At 64.6% G+C, this 18,595-nt stretch carries 15 protein-coding genes and 1 pseudogene; 6 read left to right on the top strand and 10 right to left on the bottom strand.

The annotated features are described in order from the left end of the window. The first annotated feature begins 20 nt into the window (after positions 1-20). Positions 21-719: a helix-turn-helix domain-containing protein gene (locus WN73_RS42830; protein WP_028174758.1), complete on the top strand. Its 699-nt coding sequence runs from the start codon at positions 21-23 to the stop codon at positions 717-719. Between the two features lie 63 nt (positions 720-782). Here WN73_RS42830 and WN73_RS42825 read toward each other — a convergent pair whose 3' ends face one another. Genes WN73_RS42825 through WN73_RS42810 form a run of 4 tightly spaced genes read right to left on the bottom strand, consistent with a single transcriptional unit; the run spans position 783 to position 6,683 of the window. Continuing rightward, entirely contained in the window at positions 783-2,078 is a 1,296-nt protein-coding gene (locus WN73_RS42825) for an MFS transporter (RefSeq protein ID WP_028174757.1), read from the bottom strand. A gap of 23 nt (positions 2,079-2,101) precedes the next feature. Then, a complete protein-coding gene (locus tag WN73_RS42820; protein ID WP_028174756.1) occupies positions 2,102-2,635 on the bottom strand; it encodes a PRC-barrel domain-containing protein in 534 nt (177 codons plus the stop codon). A gap of 22 nt (positions 2,636-2,657) precedes the next feature. Next, positions 2,658-4,862 carry an amylo-alpha-1,6-glucosidase gene (locus WN73_RS42815; protein ID WP_028174755.1) on the bottom strand — a complete coding sequence of 735 codons (2,205 nt, stop codon included), beginning with the start codon at positions 4,860-4,862 and terminating at the stop codon, positions 2,658-2,660. A gap of 57 nt (positions 4,863-4,919) precedes the next feature. Then, positions 4,920-6,683 carry an ABC transporter ATP-binding protein gene (locus tag WN73_RS42810; RefSeq protein ID WP_011085538.1) on the bottom strand — a complete coding sequence of 588 codons (1,764 nt, stop codon included), beginning with the start codon at positions 6,681-6,683 and terminating at the stop codon, positions 4,920-4,922. 277 nt (positions 6,684-6,960) lie between these two features. On the opposite strand from WN73_RS42810, the gene WN73_RS42805 reads away from it, so the two are divergent. Continuing rightward, positions 6,961-8,031 (top strand): glycosyltransferase family 4 protein, encoded by a 1,071-nt coding sequence (locus tag WN73_RS42805; protein ID WP_028174754.1) that lies wholly within the window; start codon positions 6,961-6,963, stop codon positions 8,029-8,031. 200 nt (positions 8,032-8,231) lie between these two features. Here WN73_RS42805 and WN73_RS42800 read toward each other — a convergent pair whose 3' ends face one another. From WN73_RS42800 to WN73_RS42785, 5 genes and pseudogenes are all read right to left on the bottom strand, one after another. After that, complete coding sequence (locus WN73_RS42800) at positions 8,232-10,160, bottom strand: alkyl/aryl-sulfatase (protein ID WP_271558276.1); 1,929 nt, start codon at positions 10,158-10,160, stop codon at positions 8,232-8,234. Positions 10,161-10,290: 130 nt separating this feature from the next. Beyond that, entirely contained in the window at positions 10,291-11,574 is a 1,284-nt protein-coding gene (locus WN73_RS44455) for a TRAP transporter large permease (protein WP_028174752.1), read from the bottom strand. 243 nt (positions 11,575-11,817) lie between these two features. Beyond that, positions 11,818-12,159: pseudogene (locus WN73_RS44450) on the bottom strand (TRAP transporter small permease); the annotation flags it as partial. Positions 12,160-12,419: 260 nt separating this feature from the next. Then, positions 12,420-13,421: a DctP family TRAP transporter solute-binding subunit gene (locus tag WN73_RS42790; protein WP_028174751.1), complete on the bottom strand. Its 1,002-nt coding sequence runs from the start codon at positions 13,419-13,421 to the stop codon at positions 12,420-12,422. Between the two features lie 310 nt (positions 13,422-13,731). Continuing rightward, a complete protein-coding gene (locus WN73_RS42785; RefSeq protein WP_028174750.1) occupies positions 13,732-14,502 on the bottom strand; it encodes a methyltransferase domain-containing protein in 771 nt (256 codons plus the stop codon). A gap of 138 nt (positions 14,503-14,640) precedes the next feature. Here WN73_RS42785 and WN73_RS42780 point away from each other — a divergent pair, with 138 nt between their 5' ends. After that, positions 14,641-15,384, top strand: coding sequence for an SDR family NAD(P)-dependent oxidoreductase (locus WN73_RS42780; protein WP_271558270.1), 744 nt, complete (start codon positions 14,641-14,643; stop codon positions 15,382-15,384). Between the two features lie 167 nt (positions 15,385-15,551). Here WN73_RS42780 and WN73_RS42775 read toward each other — a convergent pair whose 3' ends face one another. After that, a complete protein-coding gene (locus tag WN73_RS42775; RefSeq protein ID WP_162185824.1) occupies positions 15,552-16,664 on the bottom strand; it encodes a helix-turn-helix transcriptional regulator in 1,113 nt (370 codons plus the stop codon). Between the two features lie 196 nt (positions 16,665-16,860). Between WN73_RS42775 and WN73_RS42770 the strand changes: the two genes are divergently transcribed. The 3 genes from WN73_RS42770 (at position 16,861) to WN73_RS42760 (ending at position 18,586) form a co-directional block, all read left to right on the top strand. Next, complete coding sequence (locus tag WN73_RS42770; protein ID WP_049832540.1) at positions 16,861-17,796, top strand: class I SAM-dependent methyltransferase; 936 nt, start codon at positions 16,861-16,863, stop codon at positions 17,794-17,796. Positions 17,797-18,006: 210 nt separating this feature from the next. After that, complete coding sequence (locus tag WN73_RS42765; protein ID WP_028174748.1) at positions 18,007-18,417, top strand: hypothetical protein; 411 nt, start codon at positions 18,007-18,009, stop codon at positions 18,415-18,417. Then, positions 18,398-18,586 carry a hypothetical protein gene (locus tag WN73_RS42760; RefSeq protein ID WP_028174747.1) on the top strand — a complete coding sequence of 63 codons (189 nt, stop codon included), beginning with the start codon at positions 18,398-18,400 and terminating at the stop codon, positions 18,584-18,586. Before WN73_RS42765 ends, WN73_RS42760 begins: the two co-directional genes overlap by 20 nt. Positions 18,587-18,595 lie beyond the last annotated feature (9 nt).

The following is an 18,595-nucleotide window of genomic DNA, read 5'->3' as shown; positions in this document are numbered from 1 at the left end:
TCACAACGGAGATGGCGCAGATGCTGACCCAGACACTCAAGACCCAGGTGATCAACACCCAAATCGGTGGCAAGATTGCCCCGCCCCATCAGGTGTCCGACCAGTTCGGTGCGATCACGGGCCATGTTGGCCTCGTCGCCACCGAATTCTCCTACCGCAAGGACGAGGAGATCTATGGCGAGGACGAGCCGGCCGAATATGTCTACCAGGTCGTCACCGGGGCCGTGCGCAGCTACAAGCTTCTCTCCGACGGCCGCCGCCAGATCGGCGCCTTCCATCTTCCCGGCGACGTGTTCGGCCTCGAATCCGGCCCCAGCCACCGTCTTGCCGCCGAAGCCATCATCGACACCAGCGTGCGCCTCGTGAAACGCTCGAGCCTCGAGAAGGCCGCCGGCATCGACGTGCAGGTTGCCCGCAAGCTCTGGGCGATGACCGCCGGCGAACTTCGCCACGCCGAGGATCACATGCTGCTGCTCGGCCGCAAGACCGCGATGGAGCGCGTCGCGACCTTCCTGCTCGAAATGGACCGCCGTCTCGCCGTTGCCGGCATGATGGCGCTGCCGATGTGCCGCCGCGATATCGGCGACTATCTCGGCCTCACCCTCGAAACCGTGTCGCGCGCGCTGTCGCAGCTTCACACCCAGGGCATTCTCGGCTTCTCCGGCGCCCGCCAGATCGTGCTGCGCAACCGCCAGCGCCTGCACAATCTCGACGCCTGATCGTCTTCCTCCCCACCCACTTGGCCGGCCGAACCCGTTTCGGCCGGCCATTTCTTTTGCGGTTCAGAGCGTGGTGCGCCGGGTCTCCGGCATCACGAGGAGGATCAAAAGGAGCCCTGTCGCGGCAACGCCGGACAGGCCGATGAAGGCGGTGGCGTTGCCGAACTTGTCGCTGACATAACCGCCGAGCGCCGTGCTCAGCGACGCACCGATCCCGGTCGCGGTGCCGACGATGCCCTGCGCCAGATTGAAGTGACCGCTGCCGAAGGCGACGTCGGCGACGATCAGCGGAATCATCACCGCGAACACCGCCGCGGTGATGCCGTCGAACACCTGCACCGCGACCAGCAGATATGGATCGCGCACGGTCGCGAACAGCAGGCCGCGGATCACCAGCGCGCCGAATCCGATCAGCAGCAGCGGCCTGCGGCCCCACGCTTGCGCCTTGCGCCCGACGGTCGGCGACAACAGCGCGACGATCGCCTGCGGGACGACGATGCAAAAGGCGACCAGCACCGTCGCCCACTGGCTCGACCGCGCCGTCACCGCGCTCGCCATCAGCGGCATCATCGCGGCGTTTGCGAGCTGCAACAACAGCACACTGAGCGCGAAGACGATCAGCGGCCGCTGCCGGATCAGATGCCAGACATTGGTGTCGCCGCGATCCTGCGCCTCGCGCGGCATCTCGCCGTGGCAGCGCGCGATGTCGACCTCCTCCTCGCGGATGCGCGACAGCGCGATCAGGGTGGGGATCGCGAGCAGGAACGTGACCAGGAAGACCGAGCGGCTCGACAGCAGATAGCCGGCCGTGCCCATCACGGCGGCGGCAACGCCATTGCCGAGGGAGGCAAACCGCGCGTTGCGGCCGAGCCGCTCGCCGATCGCGAGCGGACCGACGAGGCCGAGGCTGATCGCGGCGATCGCCGGGCCCAGCACGCAGCTCGCCGCCGCATGCAGCGTCGCGGCGGTCACGACCACGGGGAAGATCGGCATGGCGGCATAGGCGAGCGCGCAGCCGCCGATGGTCGCGATGGCAAGGGCGGCGACCAGCCGCTCGGATTTTGCCGCGTCGATGATCGCCCCGCCCGGCATCTGCCCGATCAGGGCGACGATGCCGCCAATCGACAGCACGAGGCCGATCTGGCCCTGCGTCCATTTCTCCGTCGTCAGATAGACCGCGATGAAGGGGCCGAAGCCGGTCTGCACGTCGGCGAGGAAGAAGATGAACCAGTCGAGGCCGCGCAGGCTCCGGCGCGACGGTGCCGGAAGACCTGCGGCCGACGGCGCTGCAACGTTGTCCTGTTCAACGCCGCGAGCGCAATCCTCGGCTGCTTGGTTCGGCTTTCTCGACAACAGCACCGGCGGCCATCCCTCCCCGCGCCTCACTGAATCGCTTGCAGCGGTTGCAGGCTCCCGGATGCGCCGAGCACCACCATCGGCGTGTCTTCCTTGTATTCCGGCGCGGCCGCAACCTGCGCCTTGGTCAATTCCAGCGTGATGCTGTCCTTCTTGTTGGCGATCTTGCCGAACCGCATCGCGTTCCAGTCCACCACGATCTTGCGGCTGCCGACGCCGAGGAAGCCGCCGAAATCGATCACGGCGGCACGCACGTGCCCGCTCCGATCGACGATGACGTCGACGATGCGGCCCATGTCCTCGTTCGCGGCGCTGAGCACGTCGCGGCCGAGCACGCCGTGCGCATCGCTCGCGCCGATGATGGTCACCGACGGCGGCGGCGCGGCATCCTTCGGCGTGACTTGCACCGCCGAGGCCGGCGGCTGGGCCGTCGCCGGCGCGTTCGCTTCGCTTCGCGGTGTACTTGGCGCCACGGGCTGTTCCTCCGCGGCACGCGATACCGCGACCGTCCATCCCGCGACGATCGCGACGCTCAAGGCCAACCATCCGGCGGTACGCATGAACCCTCCTCGCGGCGCGCCGTCAGCGCGCCAGCACGATCGACACCTGGATCTGTCCGCGCGTGCGCAATACCTCCAGCGCCACGTCTTCGCCGTGGCGGCTGACGCGCAGGTCCACGCTGGACTCGCCCAGACGCAGATCGCGCACGATGACCTCGTTCAGAAACGCCGGCAGATGCGGATTGCGCAGGCGGATCTCGCCGCGCGCCACGTCGAACTCGATGCCCAGCGCCGCCTCCAGCAGCGTGAACGGCGTCGCGCTGGCCCAGGCTTGCGGCGCGCAGGCGACCGGATAGAGCGTCGGACCGCGCCGCTTCTCCCGCCGGAAGCCGCAGAACAATTCGGGCAGCCGGCGCAGATCCATGTAGGTCGCGGCGTCGAACAGCCCCTTGAAAACATGCGCCACCGAATGCTTGAGCCCGTAGCGCGCGAGCCCGAGCGCAATCAGCGCGTTGTCGTGCGGCCAGATCGAGCCGTCATGATAGGACATCGGATTGTAGCGCACCTCGCCCTGCGCGACCGTGCGGATGCCCCAGCCCGAGAAGAAATGCGGCTGCATCAGGTCGGCGGCGACGAGACGGGCGCGGTCCTCGCGAATCATGCCGCTGAACAGGATCTGCCCGGCATTCGAGGTCCGCACCTTGCAGGGCCGCTTGTCGCCGTCGAGGGCAAGCGCGTAGGTGCCGAGCTCCTCGCACCAGAACGCCTGCTCGAAGCGCGCGGCCAGCGCCTTGGCCTCGGCCTCGAGCTTGCGCACGCGGTCCGGCTTGCCGAGCCGCAGCGCACAACGCGCGGCAAGCTGCTTGGCCGCATAGACGTAGCCCTGGACTTCGGCGAGGGCGATATTGCCCTCCGCGAGCCGGCCGTCGGCATGGAAGATCGCATCGTAGGAATCCTTCCAGCCCTGGTTGGCCAACCCCTTCTCCGTCGCGCGCTGGTATTCGACGAACCCGTCCTGATCGGGATCGCCGGGACCGTCGATCCACGCCAGCCCGGCCTCGATCGCGGGCCACAGCTCGATCAACGTGGCCTCGTCGCCGGTGCGCTCGAAATAGCTTCCGGCGAGCAGCACGAACAAGGCGGTCGAATCCACGCTGCCGTAATATTGCGAGAACGGCACCTCGCGCAGCGCCGCCATTTCGCCGCCGCGCATCTCGTGCAGGATCTTTCCGGGCGCGGCATCGGCGAGCGGATCGATCGCCTTCGCCTGGAAATGCGCCAGGCGCCGCAGCACGCCCTTGGCGACCCGCGGGTCCACCCAGAGCATCTGGAGCGCCGTGATCAGGCCGTCGCGGCCGAAGGTCGTCGAGTACCAGGGAATGCCGGCATAGGGATAACGGCCCTGCGGCGTCTCCGTCATCAGCATGTTGAGGTCGGCCATGGCCTGGCACAGCACCTCGTTGAAGATGTTGTTGGAGGTCTCGATGCTGGCCGCGCCCATGGTCGAGTGGCGCATCTCGCGGCGGTGGGCCAGCAGACCCCTGAAGAAGCGCGTCGGCTTCTCCGCCACCGGCCGGTTGCAGGACGCAGCCACGAACAGCGATTTCGACTGATGCGGATCGAGCTCGAGCTGCCAGGTGGCGGCGTTGACGGACAGCCGCGTCGGACGCGGGTCGAAATGCAGGCCGGTGGTGCGCTCGGCATCGTCGAGGCCGCGATATTCGAACAGGACGTCGGTCGGCCCGAGCAGGCGGCTGGCGCCGGTCCCGCGGCGCGGGCGCCGCTCGCCGCGGACCTCGAACAGATCGGCAAAATCATTGTCGAACAGCAGCGTCAGCTCGAAGCCGGCCGGCCGGTCGCCGTGGTTCTGCACGCCGATGCGCTGATAGGCGGTGCCGCGCCACAGGAAGATCGTGCGCACGATGTGCAGCAGGTCCTTTTGCAGCGCGAGGCTGCCCTGACGGTAGATGTCGGGGTTGGTGAGGTCGACGGTCAGCGCCGAATTGTCGTCGCGCAGGTTGGAGCCGAGCAGCAGGGGCTGGAGATCGTCGAGCACGAGCTCCAGCCGCGCGAGGTAGCGCGTGTCATGGTGAAACAGGCCGTCCGGCCCGCCGGCCGATGCACCGATGTCGCCATGGCTGTCGAGCACGATGAAGGTGTCGTCGTGCTTGAGCGAGCGCCGCGGCCGCGCCGACGGCCCCGTCATCGGGATATAGAACGGCTGCTCCGCGACCTGCTCCACGGTCCGCGCCACAGAGACGAACTTGGTGACGACTTCGGCTGCCATGAGCTGCTCCCCTGCGCCTGTTTGGAAACGCAACCAACGCGAACGCGACTGTCGGGTTTACGCGGCGGCTTGCGCGAGCCGGCTCATTTCCTGCGTCACCAGCTCCCGATAGGGCCCATGGCCCTGCATCAGACGCTCGGGCGAGCCGTCCTCGATGATCTTACCACCCTTCAATACGATCACGCGGTCGAAATTGCGCAGGGTCGCGAGGCGGTGCGCGATCGCGATCACGGTGCGGCCACGCATCAGGCGCGTCAGCGCCTCGCGGATCGCCTCCTCGGATTCGCTGTCGAGCGCCGCGGTGGCCTCGTCCAGCAGCAGGATCGGCGCGTCCTTCAGGAAGGCCCGTGCGATCGCGATGCGCTGGCGCTGACCGCCGGACATCTTGACGCCGCGGTCGCCAACCATGGTGTCGAGACCTTCCGGCAGGCTGTCGATGAAATCGCAGCGCGCCGCGATCGCCGCGCGCAGCACCTCGTCGTCGGTCGCGTTCGGCCGGCCGTAGCGGATGTTCTCGCGAATGGAGCGGTGGAACAGGGAAATGTCCTGCGGCACGACGGAGATCGCTTCACGCAGGCTGAGCTGGGTCACCATCGCGATGTCCTGGCCGTCGACGGTGACGCTGCCTTCGTCCACGTCGTAGAAGCGCTGCAGCAGCGTGAACAGCGTCGACTTGCCGCCGCCGGACTGGCCGACCAGGCCGACGCGCTGGCCGGGCTGGAGCCGCAGGCTGAACCGCTCGAAAATCTTCTCGCCGCCGGGATAGCCGAAGGTGACGTTGTTGAACGCGATCGCGGCGCCGCTCTTGACCAGCGGCTCGGCCTCGGGGTGATCGCGCAAGTCGTGCGGCACCAGCAGCGTCGCGATCGCCTCGGTCAGGCGCGCGACATGCTGGGTCACGTCGACCAGCGCCACGGCGAGGTCGCGCGTCGCGTTGAGAATGGACAGGCCGAGGGTGCAGACCAGCACGACGTCGCCGGTCGTCGCCTCACCGTCCTGCCAGAGCGTGATCGCCCAGGCCATCAGCGCAATGGTGAGCACGACGGTCACGCCGGCATGCGTGAGCCGCAGCTTCTCCAGATAGCGCAGGCTGCGGCCGCGCGCGGTGAGTTCCCGATTCACGGTCGCATCGAACCGCTCGTGCTCGTGGCTGATGCCGCAGAAGGCCCGGACCAGCGGCATGTTGCTGATGACGTCGATCATCTCGCCGTCGACGACGGCGGCCTTGTCGGCAAAGTCGTCATGCAGCGGCTTGCCGGCCGCGGCCAGATGGAACATCGCAATCACCATGCCCCCCGCGACCACGATCAGGCCGAGCGCCATGTAGGGACTGACGGTTCCAATCAGCATGATTGCCGCAATTGTGGCAATGCACGGCGGCAGCACGTTCCAGACGAACATGTTCTCGACCGTGAACACCGCGTTCGATGTTGCCGTGATACGGCTGGTCAGCATGCCAGGCATACGATCGGAGAAGTAGCTCGGCGCGTGTCCGGTCAGATGGCGAAAGATGTCCCGGCGCAGATCGCCGGTGACGCGAACGAACGTAAAGCTCGCCGTCCAGCTCGCGATCCGCCACAGGAAGTTGTCGGCGGCGATCAGCGACATGAGCAGAATGAATGCCAGCCATACGCTGCCGCCATGCGCGGTTCCCGCCGACAGGCTGTCGACCAGGGATTTGACGCCATACTGCGTGCCTACCGAGCAGGCAACGGCTGCGACAACAGCGGTCAGGATCACCAGGTGCGAGGCAAGCCGTCGCCGAAGATAGCGCAAGACAAAGGCGAATGGCCTGCGCGCGTATCCAGAAAGATGATCCATATGGCTATCGCCCCGTCGTGTTGATTAGAGTTTTTTTGTACCAGCCGACTGAACATCGACCGCTTCGCCCGGGTTCCGGGCCAGGCGATCACGACATGCGGATGCGGACGATCTGCGAAGAGGAGATGGCAGCATCGAGACAGGCGCGCGATGTGTCGAATATGTAACGTTTGTTGAGAGGAACTTCGCAAGTGCGGGAACGTTCCCTTCGCTGGCATGGCCGGTGCCGTACAGGTTGGGGGTTTCCAACGTTCATGATCGCAGAGGAGAAGGCGAGATGCGCATCGCGCAGGTAGCTCCGTTGACGGAGGCTGTTCCACCCAAGCTGTATGGCGGCACCGAGCGGGTGGTGCATTGGTTGACGGAAGAGCTGGTGGCCCTGGGACATGACGTGACGCTGTTCGCCAGCGGCGACTCGCAGACGTCGGCGAAGCTGGACGCCCTCTGGCCGCGGGCGCTTCGCCTCGACGGTTCCGTGCGCGATCCCAACGCGTTGCACATGGTGCTGCTGGAGCGCGTGCGGCAGAAATGTGACGACGAGGAGTTCGACTTCCTCCACTTCCATCTCGATTATTATCCGTGGTCGCTGTTCCACCGGCAGCCCACACCGTTCCTGACCACGCTGCACGGCCGGCTCGACCTGCCGGAGCATCAGCCGGTGTTCAACATCTTCTCCAAGATGCCGGTGATCTCGATCTCGAATGCCCAGCGGCGGCCGGTGCCGCAGGCGAACTGGGTGACGACGATCCATCACGGCCTGCCGGAGAACTTGCTGACGCCGAAGCCGGCCAGGCAGGAATATCTCGCCGTGCTCGGCCGCATCGCGCCGGAGAAGGGCGTCGACCGCGCCATCAAGATCGCGACCCATTGCGGCATCCCGCTGAAGATCGCGGCCAAGGTCGATCGCGCCGACCAGGATTATTACGACGAGCTGATCCGGCCGATGATCGCGAACAATCCGCTGGTGGAGTTCATCGGCGAGATCAGCGATCACGAGAAGTCGGAATTCTTGAGCGGTGCGCTCGGACTTCTGCTGCCGATCGACTGGCCCGAGCCGTTCGGCCTCGTGATGATCGAAGCCATGGCCTGCGGAACGCCGGTCGTCGCCTTCAACCGCGGCTCGGTGCCGGAGATCATCGACGAGGGCCTGACCGGCTTCGTCGTCGAGGACATCATCAGCGCCGCCGGCGTCGTCAAGCGCCTTCCGCAACTGGACCGCGCGGCGATCCGCAAGCAGTTCGAAAAGCGCTTCACGGCACGGCGAATGGCGCTGGACTACCTCGCGGCCTATCGCAGCCTGACGGAAGCGCAGGCACCGAAGATCAAGCTGGTGAGCAGCGCGGAGTAGCACTTCTACGCCGCTGCCAGTCGAAGTGCCCTCTCCCCTTGTGGGAGAGGGCTGCGACAGCCAAGCCTCAAACTCGTTTGGGTGAGGGGTTGCCTCCACACCCGAAGGCATTCCCGCGGAAAGAGACCCCTCATCCGGCGCTTCGCGCCACCTTCTCCCACAAGGGGAGAAGGGAAGAACGGAATCAACGGCGCACTCGCCTACCCCACCACCGCCCGCTTCGGCTCCACGATCTCGAACATGCGTGGAAACTCGTCCATCAGGCCCATCAGCTCGGCCAGCCGCATCGGGTTGCCGGCGAGCTGGACCTTGCCGGCGGCGACCGCCTCCGGAAAGCTCGTCAGCTTCGCGATCACCTCGTCGAGCGTCGCGCGCGCCAGCGTGAAGCTCGCGTCGGCGTTTTCCGCCTGCACGCCCTCGCTATAGGTGAGCGCGCAGTTTTCCAGGTTGAGCACGAAGATCTCGCCGGTGTCGGAGAAGCGCCAGTTCAGCACGATGTGCTTGCCTTCCGCCTTCGGGCCGTTGAGGCGGATACCGAGCACGTCCCAGAGCTGTTCGGTGCGCAGCGCCGCCAGCGTCTCGCGCGGCATCGGCGGACGCGGTGGGGCCTTCGGCATGCCCTGGCGCAACTCCTGGGCGCCGAACAGATAGGCGTTGCGCCAGGTCGCGCTCTCGGCGGCGTAGCCGAGCTGCTCCAGCGTATCGGCCAGCAGGTGACGTGCCGCCGCGTTGTCAGGCTCGGCGAAGACGAGATGGCCGAGCGCCTGCGCGACGAAGCGGAATTCGCCCTTGTCGAAGTCCGTCCGAGCGCGCGCGAGAATCGCGTCGGCGCCGCCCATGTACTCGACATATTTCTTGCCCGAGGCGACCGGCGGCAGCGGATCGAGATTGACCGGATTGGCGTCGTACCAGCCGAGATATTTCTGGTAGATCGCCTTCACATTGTGGCGAATGTGGCCGTAATAGCCACGGCCGTGCCAGGCGCCCTCCAGGCTCTTCGGCAGCTGGATCGTTTCGGCGATCTCGGCGGCGGTCAGGCCATGGTTCATCAGGCGGATGGTCTGGTCATGCGCGAACTTGTAGAGATCGCGCTGCTGCCGGATCATGATGCCGATGCGCTCGCGGCCCCACACCGGCCAGTGATGCTGGCCGCACATCGCCTCCGCCTTGCCGTCCCACAGCCGCAGGGCCTCGCCCAGGTATTTCGACCAGGCCAGCGCATCGCGCACGTCGGCGCCGCGGAACGGCAGCAGATTGTGGAAATTGTGGGTGCAGTTTTCCGCGAGGTTCAACAGCTTGTAGCGCGGAACGAAGAAATGCATCTCCGCCGGCGCCTCGCTGTTCGGCGCCATCTGGAATTCGAATTCGACGCCGTCGATCACGCGCCTGTCGCCGGTCGCCATGATCAGATCGGTCGGGCGCAGCAGCGCGACCGAGCCCGCCGCCATCGACTTGCCGAGCCCGCAATCGACCTGCCCGCGCACGCCCTTGGCGAGGAACGGGCCGAACTGATATTGCGCCCGGCGCAGCATAGCCGGTCCCGCGATGATGTTCTCGGAGACGGCGTGCTCCATGAACAGGTTCGGCGCGATGATCGGCACGCGTCCCGTGGCGAGCGCGTCCTCCTCCAGCACGCCGCGCGCGCCGCCCCAGTGGTCGGTGTGGGTATGGGTGAAGATGACGGCGGCCACCGGCTTCATGCCGCGATGCCTGAAATAGAGATCGAGCGCGGCGCGCGCGCCTTCGATCGAGGTCAGCGTGTCCACGACGATGACGCCGCTGTCGCCCTCGATCAGCGTCATGTTGGCGATGTCGAGCCCGCGCACCTGGTAGACGCCGGGCACCACCTCGAACAGCCCATGCTGCATGTTGAGGCGCGACTGCCGCCACAGGCTGGGATTGACCGTGGGTGGCGCTTCGTCGGCCGAGAGAAAACCGTAGGGCTCGAGGCTCCAGACCGTCCGCCCCTGCGGGTTGGTGATCGCCGCATTCTCGATCGTGCCGAGAAAGCCGCGCGCGGCATCGTCGAAATCCCGCGTGTCGGAAAACGGCAGCGCATTCAGCATCGCCGTTTGCTGCGCGATGACGGACGGCGTCGCGTCCTTGGGCGAGCGGCTGAGTTCAGTCATTTTGGTTTCCTCCGGCCTGTTGCGCGCATCTAACCGCATCTCGCGGGTGATTGCCATCATTGGCGGAGGCCGCACGGGCTTCGCGAAGACACCCTCTCCCACAGGAGAGGGACCGAATTCGCCGCCCTCGCTAATGCATCCCCAGCACCCGCGGCAGCCACAGCGTCAAATCGGGCCAGTAGGTCACGATGACGAGGAAGCCGAGCATGGTGATCAGCCACGGCAGCACCGCGACCGCGAGCTCGGTTATTCGCATTCGTGCGATCATCGAGGCGACATAGAGGTTGAGGCCGACAGGCGGATGGCAAAGGCCGACCTCCATGTTGACGTCCATCACGATGCCGAAATGCACGAGGTCGATGCCGAGCTTCTTGGCCGCCGGCGCCAGGATTGGCGCCATGATCAGGATGATGGAGTTCGGCTCCATGAAGTTGCCGGCGAGCAGCAGCAGCACGTTGACCACCAGCAGGAAGCCGACCCAGCCGAGGTTCTGCGCGGCGATCCAGTCGGCAAGCGTCGCCGGCAGGTTCTCGTTGGAGAGCACGAAGGAGAACAGCACCGCGTTGGTGACGATGTAGAGCAGCATCGCGCTGGTGTTGGCGGCACGGAGCAGCACCCGCGGCACGTCCTTCAGCCCGATGGCCTTGTACACGAACACCGCGATGACGAAGGAGTAGACCGCAGCCATCGCCGCCGCCTCGGTGGCGGTGAACAGGCCGCTGTAGATGCCGCCGATGATGATGACGACCAGCATCAATCCCCAGATGCTCTCGCGGAAGGTGCGGACGGTCTCGCCCCAGCTCGCCTTCGGCATCCGCGGATAGTCGCGCTTGCGCGCGAGCCACCAGGTGACGATGCAGAGCATCGTCGTCAGCATGATGCCGGGCAAGAGGCCCGCGACGAACAGCGCGCCGATCGAGGTATTGGTGGAGACGGCGTAGACGATCTTCGGGATCGACGGCAGCATCAGGATGCCGAGCGAACCCGCGACCGTGATGATGCCGGCGCCGAAATGCATGGGATAGCCGTGGCGGACCATCTCGGGCAGCACGATCGCGCCGATCGCGGCGACGGTCGCGACGCTCGAGCCGCAGACCAGCGCGAACATCGCGCAGGCGACGATGCCGGCAAGGCCGAGACCGCCGTGCCAGTGGCCGATCAGCGAGGTCGCGAAATTGATCATGCGGCGCGCGACGCCGCCATGGGTGAGGAAATTGCCGGCGAGGATGAAGAACGGGATCGCCATGATCTCGAAGCCCTCGATGCCCGTGAAGAGCTTCATCGAGACCGCCTCGATCGGCACCGTGGTCAGCGTGAACAGGAACGTCATCACGGTGAGGCCGAGCGCGATCGAGACCGGGATGCCGGTCAGCATCAGCGCGATCAGCAGCGCGAAGACGGTCGCGGCCCGCATCCAGTGCGGCAGCAGCACCACGCCGAACTTCTCGGCGAGGCACATGGCGAAGATCAGGATCGGCGCCAGGATCAGGATGACGCCGAGCGGCGACACTTTTCGCGCGGCGGCTTTGGTCTCGGCGCCGGCGGGCTGCGGATGCAGCGCGGGCGAGACGTCGGCCTCCACGCCTTCGACATGAGTCTCGTCGTGGTGCGGCAGCTCGCCGGTCCAGTAGTAGAACCATGAGACCTGGAGGAAGCGGAAGCACATCAGGCCGGAGCCGAGCGGGATCGCCAGATAGACGAACCACATCGGCGCTTCCAGATCGTTGGACTGCTGCCCGGTGTGGAACATCTCCTTCACGAAGGAGGCGCCGAAGGCGGCGATCATGCCGGTGAACAGCGCGCCGCAGAGCAGCGCGAACAGGATCACGTGCTTGCGCGAATGTTCGGGCAGGCGGTTGACGAGCAGGTCGACGCCGACATGGATGCCGGTGCGCACGCCATAGGCCGCGCCGAACTTCGCCATCCAGATGAACATGTAGATGCAGAGTTCCTGCGCCCATGACAGATCGAGCTCGGACAGGAAGGTGAACACCGTCATCGACAGCGTCGCGAGCCAGGTCATCCCGTGCGCGGTCGCCCAGCGCGACAGGACGATCGACTCGCCCGCGCCATAGCGATGCATGACCGCGATGAAGATCAGGCCGGTTGCGGCCGCAATGAGCGTCGCGATCAACCATTCTTCGAGATGATTAAGCGCCTGATTGAGCACGCGAAGCAAATCAAGGTCCCCCTACCGATGCGAAACGGCCGGGAGCGCACACACTCCCGACCGTTTGTATGATTCCTCCGGAAATCGCGTCAGTTCATCTTGACGTCGAGTTCCTTGGCGACGAGATCGAGCACTTCCTGCCCGACCCGCCCCTTGGCCCATTTGTAAGTCGGCTGCATTGCTTCCTGCCACGCCTTGCGATCGGCGTCAGTGAGATAATGCAGCGTGGTCTTGCCCGCCTTCTTGATCTCGGCGAGCGCGTCCTCGTTCTCCTGGCGCGCGATCGAATTGGTGTAGTCGGTCGCCTCGTTCATCGCCTTCTCGAGCTGGGCGCGAATGTCGGGCGGCAGGCCGGACCAGAACTTGGAGTTGACGATGACCGCATATTGCAGATGGGCATGATAGGACACGGTGATGTCCTTCTGCACCTCGTAGAACTTCTGCGTCCAGTAGTTGGACGCGGTATTCTCGCAGCCGTCGACCACGCCGGTCTGCAGCGCCTGGTAGACCTCGGAGAACGCCATGATCTGCGGGATCGAACCCATCAGGCGGAAGTACTGGTCCGCGATCTTCGATCCGGAGATGCGGAATTTCAGGCCCTTGAAATCCTCCGGCTTCATCAGCGACCGATTCGACGACACCATGTGGAAGCCGTTGTCCCAATAGGCGAGGCCGGTGATGCCCTTGGCCTCCAGCTTCTGGAACAGCCACTTGCCGACCGTGCCCTTCATCGCATTGGCATAGGTCTCGTCGTCCTTGAACAGCCAGGGCAGGTCGAGTGCCTCGAATTCCTTGATCCCGAGCGGCGCGAATTTCGCGGTCGAGGGCGCGAGCATCTGCACCGAGCCGAGCTGGAGCGCCTCGATCTCCTCCTTGTCCTTGTAGAGCGAGGAGTTCGGATAGACTTCGATCTTGACCTTGCCGTCGGTGTACTTCTCGGCGAGCTCCTTGAACTTCAGCGCACCCTTGCCCTTCGGGGTGTCGTTGGCGACGACATGGCTGAACTTGATGACAATGGGACTCTGGGCCTGGGCAATCGCCGGAGCCAAAGCAAACGTGGCCGCTGCGACCGCAAGAAGCAGTTTGCGCATGGATGACCTCCCCAATACCCCTAGGAAACCGGGTTCTTTTTGTTTTGCAGGCCAGTAGTGGCAGCAATCCGCCAGCCGAACAACTAGACCTAAGCCCAATTTTCCCGCAGCCAAGCTAGCTTGTCCGCCACTGAACGCGCAACCCGGGGCTGGCCCCTCTCCCGGGCTACCGCATATGAGATCCGAGGCTTACCGAAGGTGCTCGGCCTGCATGGTGCGAGACGCCCGCTTTGGCGGGCTCCTCACCATGAAGGTCTGATGTCACGCCGCAAGACACGATGAACGCTTATGTCGCATTGCGGCAATGCCCTCAGCCCTTGCGCTGGGCGACCATGAACAGACGCCGGAACGGGAACAGCGTCTGCCCCGCCGCATTCTTCGGATACGCCTTCGCAACCCGCATCCCATAGGCCGCCTCAAAGGCAGCCTTCTCGTCGCCCGCGAGCACGTCGAGATAGCGCGTCAGCCAGGTCCCCTTGGTCCATTCCTTCACGGGGTTCTCGCCTTCGAGCACCTGAAGATATTCGGTCTCCCAGATGTCGATATTGACGGACATCGGCGCAAGAAGATCATGATAGAAGGCCGGCCCCTCGACCGGCGGCGGGGTGACGAGATGCTCGACCTTTGAGCGCCACGGTCCGTTCAGCGCGGTCTCGCCGATCAGCACGTGTGAAGGCGCCAGAAAGTTGCGCGGCATCTGCACCGCCAGCATGCCGCCGGGCACGACCTTCTCCATCAGCGAGGGAAACAGTGCCGCATGATTGGGCAGCCAGTGCAGTGCGGCATTGGAATAGATCAGGGCATATGGCTTGGCGGGACGCCATTGGCCGAGGTCTTCATGGGACCATTGCACGTCCGGCGCCGCCTTGCGGCCGGCGGCAACCATCTCCGCCGAGCCCTCGACGCCGGTCACGGTCGCATCCGGCCAGCGCTCCCGGATCAGCTTGGTGACGTTGCCCGCGCCGGCGCCGAGATCGGCGATCTCGCGCGGCGCGAAATCCGGAATCCGCATCAGGAGGTCGACAGCGGGCCGGAGCCGGTGGCCGGAGAACTTCAGATATTGCTGCGGATCCCAGACCATCGTTCGACGCCTTTTGTTTTTCGTGTTTCCTTCAACGTGGCTCTTGGTTACCACTGCTCGTCCCGGTCAGGCAATTCGTCCTGGCAGGGATGGGCAGGAAACGGCAACAAGCAAAAGCAAACGAGAGAGCGTGCGACCATGGACCTCGGGCTCAAATCGAAAACCGCTGTCGTCACCGGCGCGAGCATCGGCATCGGCCGCGCCATCGCCAAGGGCCTGGCGGCCGAAGGCGTGCGCGTCGTCGGCGTGGCGCGGCGGACCGATCTCCTTGCCGAGCTGGTGAGCGAAGTCGGCGGCGGGCTGATCACGCCGCTCGAGCAGGACGTGATGGCCAAGGACGCCGCGGAGAAGATCGCAGCCTTCGCCGTGAGCGAGCTCGGCCATGTCGACATCCTCGTCAACAATGCCGGCGGCAGCCGGCCCCTGCCCGTCGATGCGCCCGACAGCAAATGGGATGAGGCGATCGCGCTGAATTTCACCAGCTACCGCCGCATTGCGCACGCGCTGCTGCCGCAGATGATCGAACGCAAATGGGGCCGCATCGTCAACATCACCGGCAAGTCCGAGCCGGAAGGCCTGAACGCCGCCTTTGCCGCGAAGGCCGCCGTGCACGCCTGGGCCAAGGGCCTGTCGCGCGAGATCGGCGAGCACGGCATCACCATCAACTGCATCCCGCCCGGCCGCATCATGAGCGAGCAGATCCGTCGCAACTATCCGCCGGATTATCGCGAGCGTTTTGCGGAAGAAGAGATCCCGGTCGGCTATTGGGGCGAACCGGAGGATCTCGCGGCACTCGCGGTGTTCCTGGCCTCGCCGGTGGCGCGGTACATCACGGGGACGGTGATCCCGGTGGATGGGGGGCTGCGGCGGTATCAGTTCTAGGATGGGGCTCTGAAACCGATCGGGCACGAGAGCATGACATGTTCGCTGTGCTCTCGGGAGCGACTGGCGTCAGCTTGCCTTGACGAGTTGGCCGCAGGCCAACAGCGGGCACGTTGCGGGCAATGACCACGTTGTCAAACGCGTTCAAAAGGTAAGGAGCATCTCGGCTAGAGATTGCGCATGTGACCGATCAAAGCCGCCAACTCGTTCTGTCGATGCGTGGCCGTTTTGCTGAAGACCGCCTTGATCTGGTTGCGGACCGTTTCGCGGGACAGCGCCAGGTCGTCGGCGATCATTTCCGGCGACCATCCTGCAGCTATCAGTCGCGCCACCTTTGCCTCGGCCGCCGTCAGCGCAAAGATTGCCGAGAGCAATTCAATCTCAGATTTGCGGACGACCTCCATGTCCGTGAGCGTCAGGATGAACCTCGCCCCCAGAAATGGCGATCGAGCCGCCCCCGGTACGGGCAACAGCTTGATGACGATCGGACGCTTGGTCTCTCGCCGCGCGACAATGATGTCGCCAATGCGGCTGCCGGCGCGAAGACGGAGCTCCCGATCGGAGTTAGTCAACCTCGCGTCAAGAGCACGAGTTGCCTTGCCATCTCGCATGTACAATCTGTTGTTATGGACGCGGAAGTCGGCATCGAAGATTTCGGCCGCCGCCGCATTGATCTCCAGCACGCGCCCCATGCCGGTCATTGACAGCGCCGGCTCGTTGATCGAATCGAAAGCGCTCAAAGACCCGAGCAACACCTGCCTTCCCACTGCATGGGAGAGCGTGGCGGCCTCGGTCAGCGCGTCCGAGAGCAGCGCAAACGCCTTCAGGTCGTCATCTTCGAAGGCTCCTTCCCCACGCTTGCGCTGTAGCGCGAGGGCCCACATTGCCGGCCCTGCCCAAAAGGAAATCGCCGACCACCATTGAAATCCAAGCTGTCCGAGATGTCTGTAGAGGGGAGTCTTGAGCATGTCTCGCTCGGAGGAGAAGATATCCTGGTCGCGCAGAACCTTCCTGCCGGAAAGCAGTAGCGGAACTCCCCTGACGGCACGAACGTCCTCCACGTGAAGATTGGCGGCAAAGTAGCCCTGGAAAGCCTCTTTCGTCGAAGGCGTCACCGGGACATCGGAAGTCCGGACATCACTCTGGAGCAGCCCCGCACCGGACGTCGCTGCCGCGGAGCAAATGTCCTCCATGAGCGGTATCCACTGGCCGGGGTCCAGCACCACTTCGCCCAACCGGGCTTTCGACTGCTCCAATCGCTGGAAATCAAAACGCCGCAATCGCATCACCCAGAAAGAAATCGTCCATATTCGGACAATCCTTGGATACTTGCCCGCCGCTGTCAATCGACACCGGCTCTGGATAACGTGCTGCGCGCATTGGGTTCTCGAGCAATTCCGCAGGCATGACCCAACTGGGTCATGCGCGAATGGCCGGCCTTCGCCACTCTCATCCCGATCCTGGAGGTTGGGACGAATGGACGAAACGCACAGCGGGATTGATTTGGACGAGCTTGACCGGGAGGTGGGCGACTTCTGCCGCTTCTTTGAGCTGATGCCGAGGGATCCGGCAGCGGCAATGCACAGGACAGCCTCTCAAATGCACGCTCTTTGCTGCGCCTTGGCCAGGCTTCCGGCTCCGGCATGGAACTCACCGAATATTCAAAGGCTCCTCGCACCCGCCCGTCATCTCCACGCCCGCTCCTCATTTGTCCGCAGACTTCAGGAGTGGCCGCGCGGCTATCCCGGTGATTTCGAAACTGTCGAACTGCTCGCAGCCGGCGCGAGCCTGCCGACCACGGCCGATCCGGGCGACTGGATCGAATGGCACGCACTCAATACCGCCATCGTGCAACAGCATCGAAACAGGATCTGGTGGCAGTACCTCAAGATGTGCGCCACGACGCCGGGGCGCATCCTCTCGATTGGGTGTGGCGGAGGTGCCGACTTCCAGATCGCACCACATCGATTTACGGGATCCACGGTCGTTCTCGTGGATCTCGACAGGCAAGCCCTGGCTCTCGCCGAAGAGCGACTGAGCCGTTATTGCGATGTTCACATCGTGTGCGGCGACGTGAGACGGGCGATCCGACAGGTCCAGGACGAAGGCCCGTTCGATGTCGTCGTCTGCGGCTGCCTGTCCGACTACCTCGACGACCGAACGATCATCTCCATTCTGGGGGAATTGCGCCGCCGCCTTCTGAGGGTCGGTGGCTCGATCGTCTTCACCAATATCGCCGCAGGGAATCCGTTTCGCGTGTGGATGGAGGCCATCGCAGATTGGAAGCTGGTTCATCGCTCCGAGCCGGAACTTCGGAAAATCGCGACGGCGGCCGGTTTCGATCGCCTCGATTTTTCCGTCCGACGGGACCCGACCGGCTTAACTCACCTTGTCGAACTCAGCGTCCCGTAGCGCCGTGGCAGGCGCCAGGATCATGCCGCGCGATGCCGTGTCCCGACCTCTGCTGTCCACGCTCGAGATTAAGGTAACGGCTTCATTGTCCGGCATCAGACAGCTTTTTCATTGCATGCGAGTTGCCGGTCGCGTGATCGGATTCGTGGAAGCATCGATATTTGAAACCATACTGCCGTCAGCTCAGGTAACGCTGTCCTTGGATTATTCATGCGTACGCTGCTCGTCATTTTAGGCATTTGGCTGTTGCTCAACATCCTTTTTGTCGTCGTCGTGATCCCGCCGCGAAAACCGCGGCCGTCCCGCGCCGACGGCGGGTCAGCCGGTCTTTCGCCCGTGCCAGTCCGCCATGATGCCGCTACGCCCGGCGAGGATCCCCCCGTTTCGCTTCGCCATGTGATCATCGCGATTGCGCTCGGCGCCTTCTTTTCGCTGAGCCCGCCCCTTCTCGAAGCGTACGATATGCTCCGCAGCAAGCTGCGGCGCCTGCGGGGGCAGAGCAATGACGAGAGCTCGACTGAGCAGGAGACATTGCAATCCATCCTTGCGAAGCTCAGGGCCGAATACGACGAACGTTCATCGAACGGCCTCTCGGACAAGGATGACGGCGACCGGCGCTAATCGGGAAAACGTCCATCGCTTCGACTCCTCGAAGGCCGCCCGGCGCATCATGAGCGAACAGACGCGCGACAATTTTCCGCCGGACTATTGCGAGCCCCGTCGGCTGCCGGGCGAGCCGGAGTCATGGGACGCAACGCCGGGCCGCGTTCACACAAAGTTGCTGCTGTGATGCGACGAC

This window comes from Bradyrhizobium sp. CCBAU 45394, from assembly GCF_028128655.1.
GTDB lineage: Bacteria > Pseudomonadota > Alphaproteobacteria > Rhizobiales > Xanthobacteraceae > Bradyrhizobium > Bradyrhizobium diazoefficiens.
This window is presented reverse-complemented; position numbering and strand designations above follow the sequence as displayed.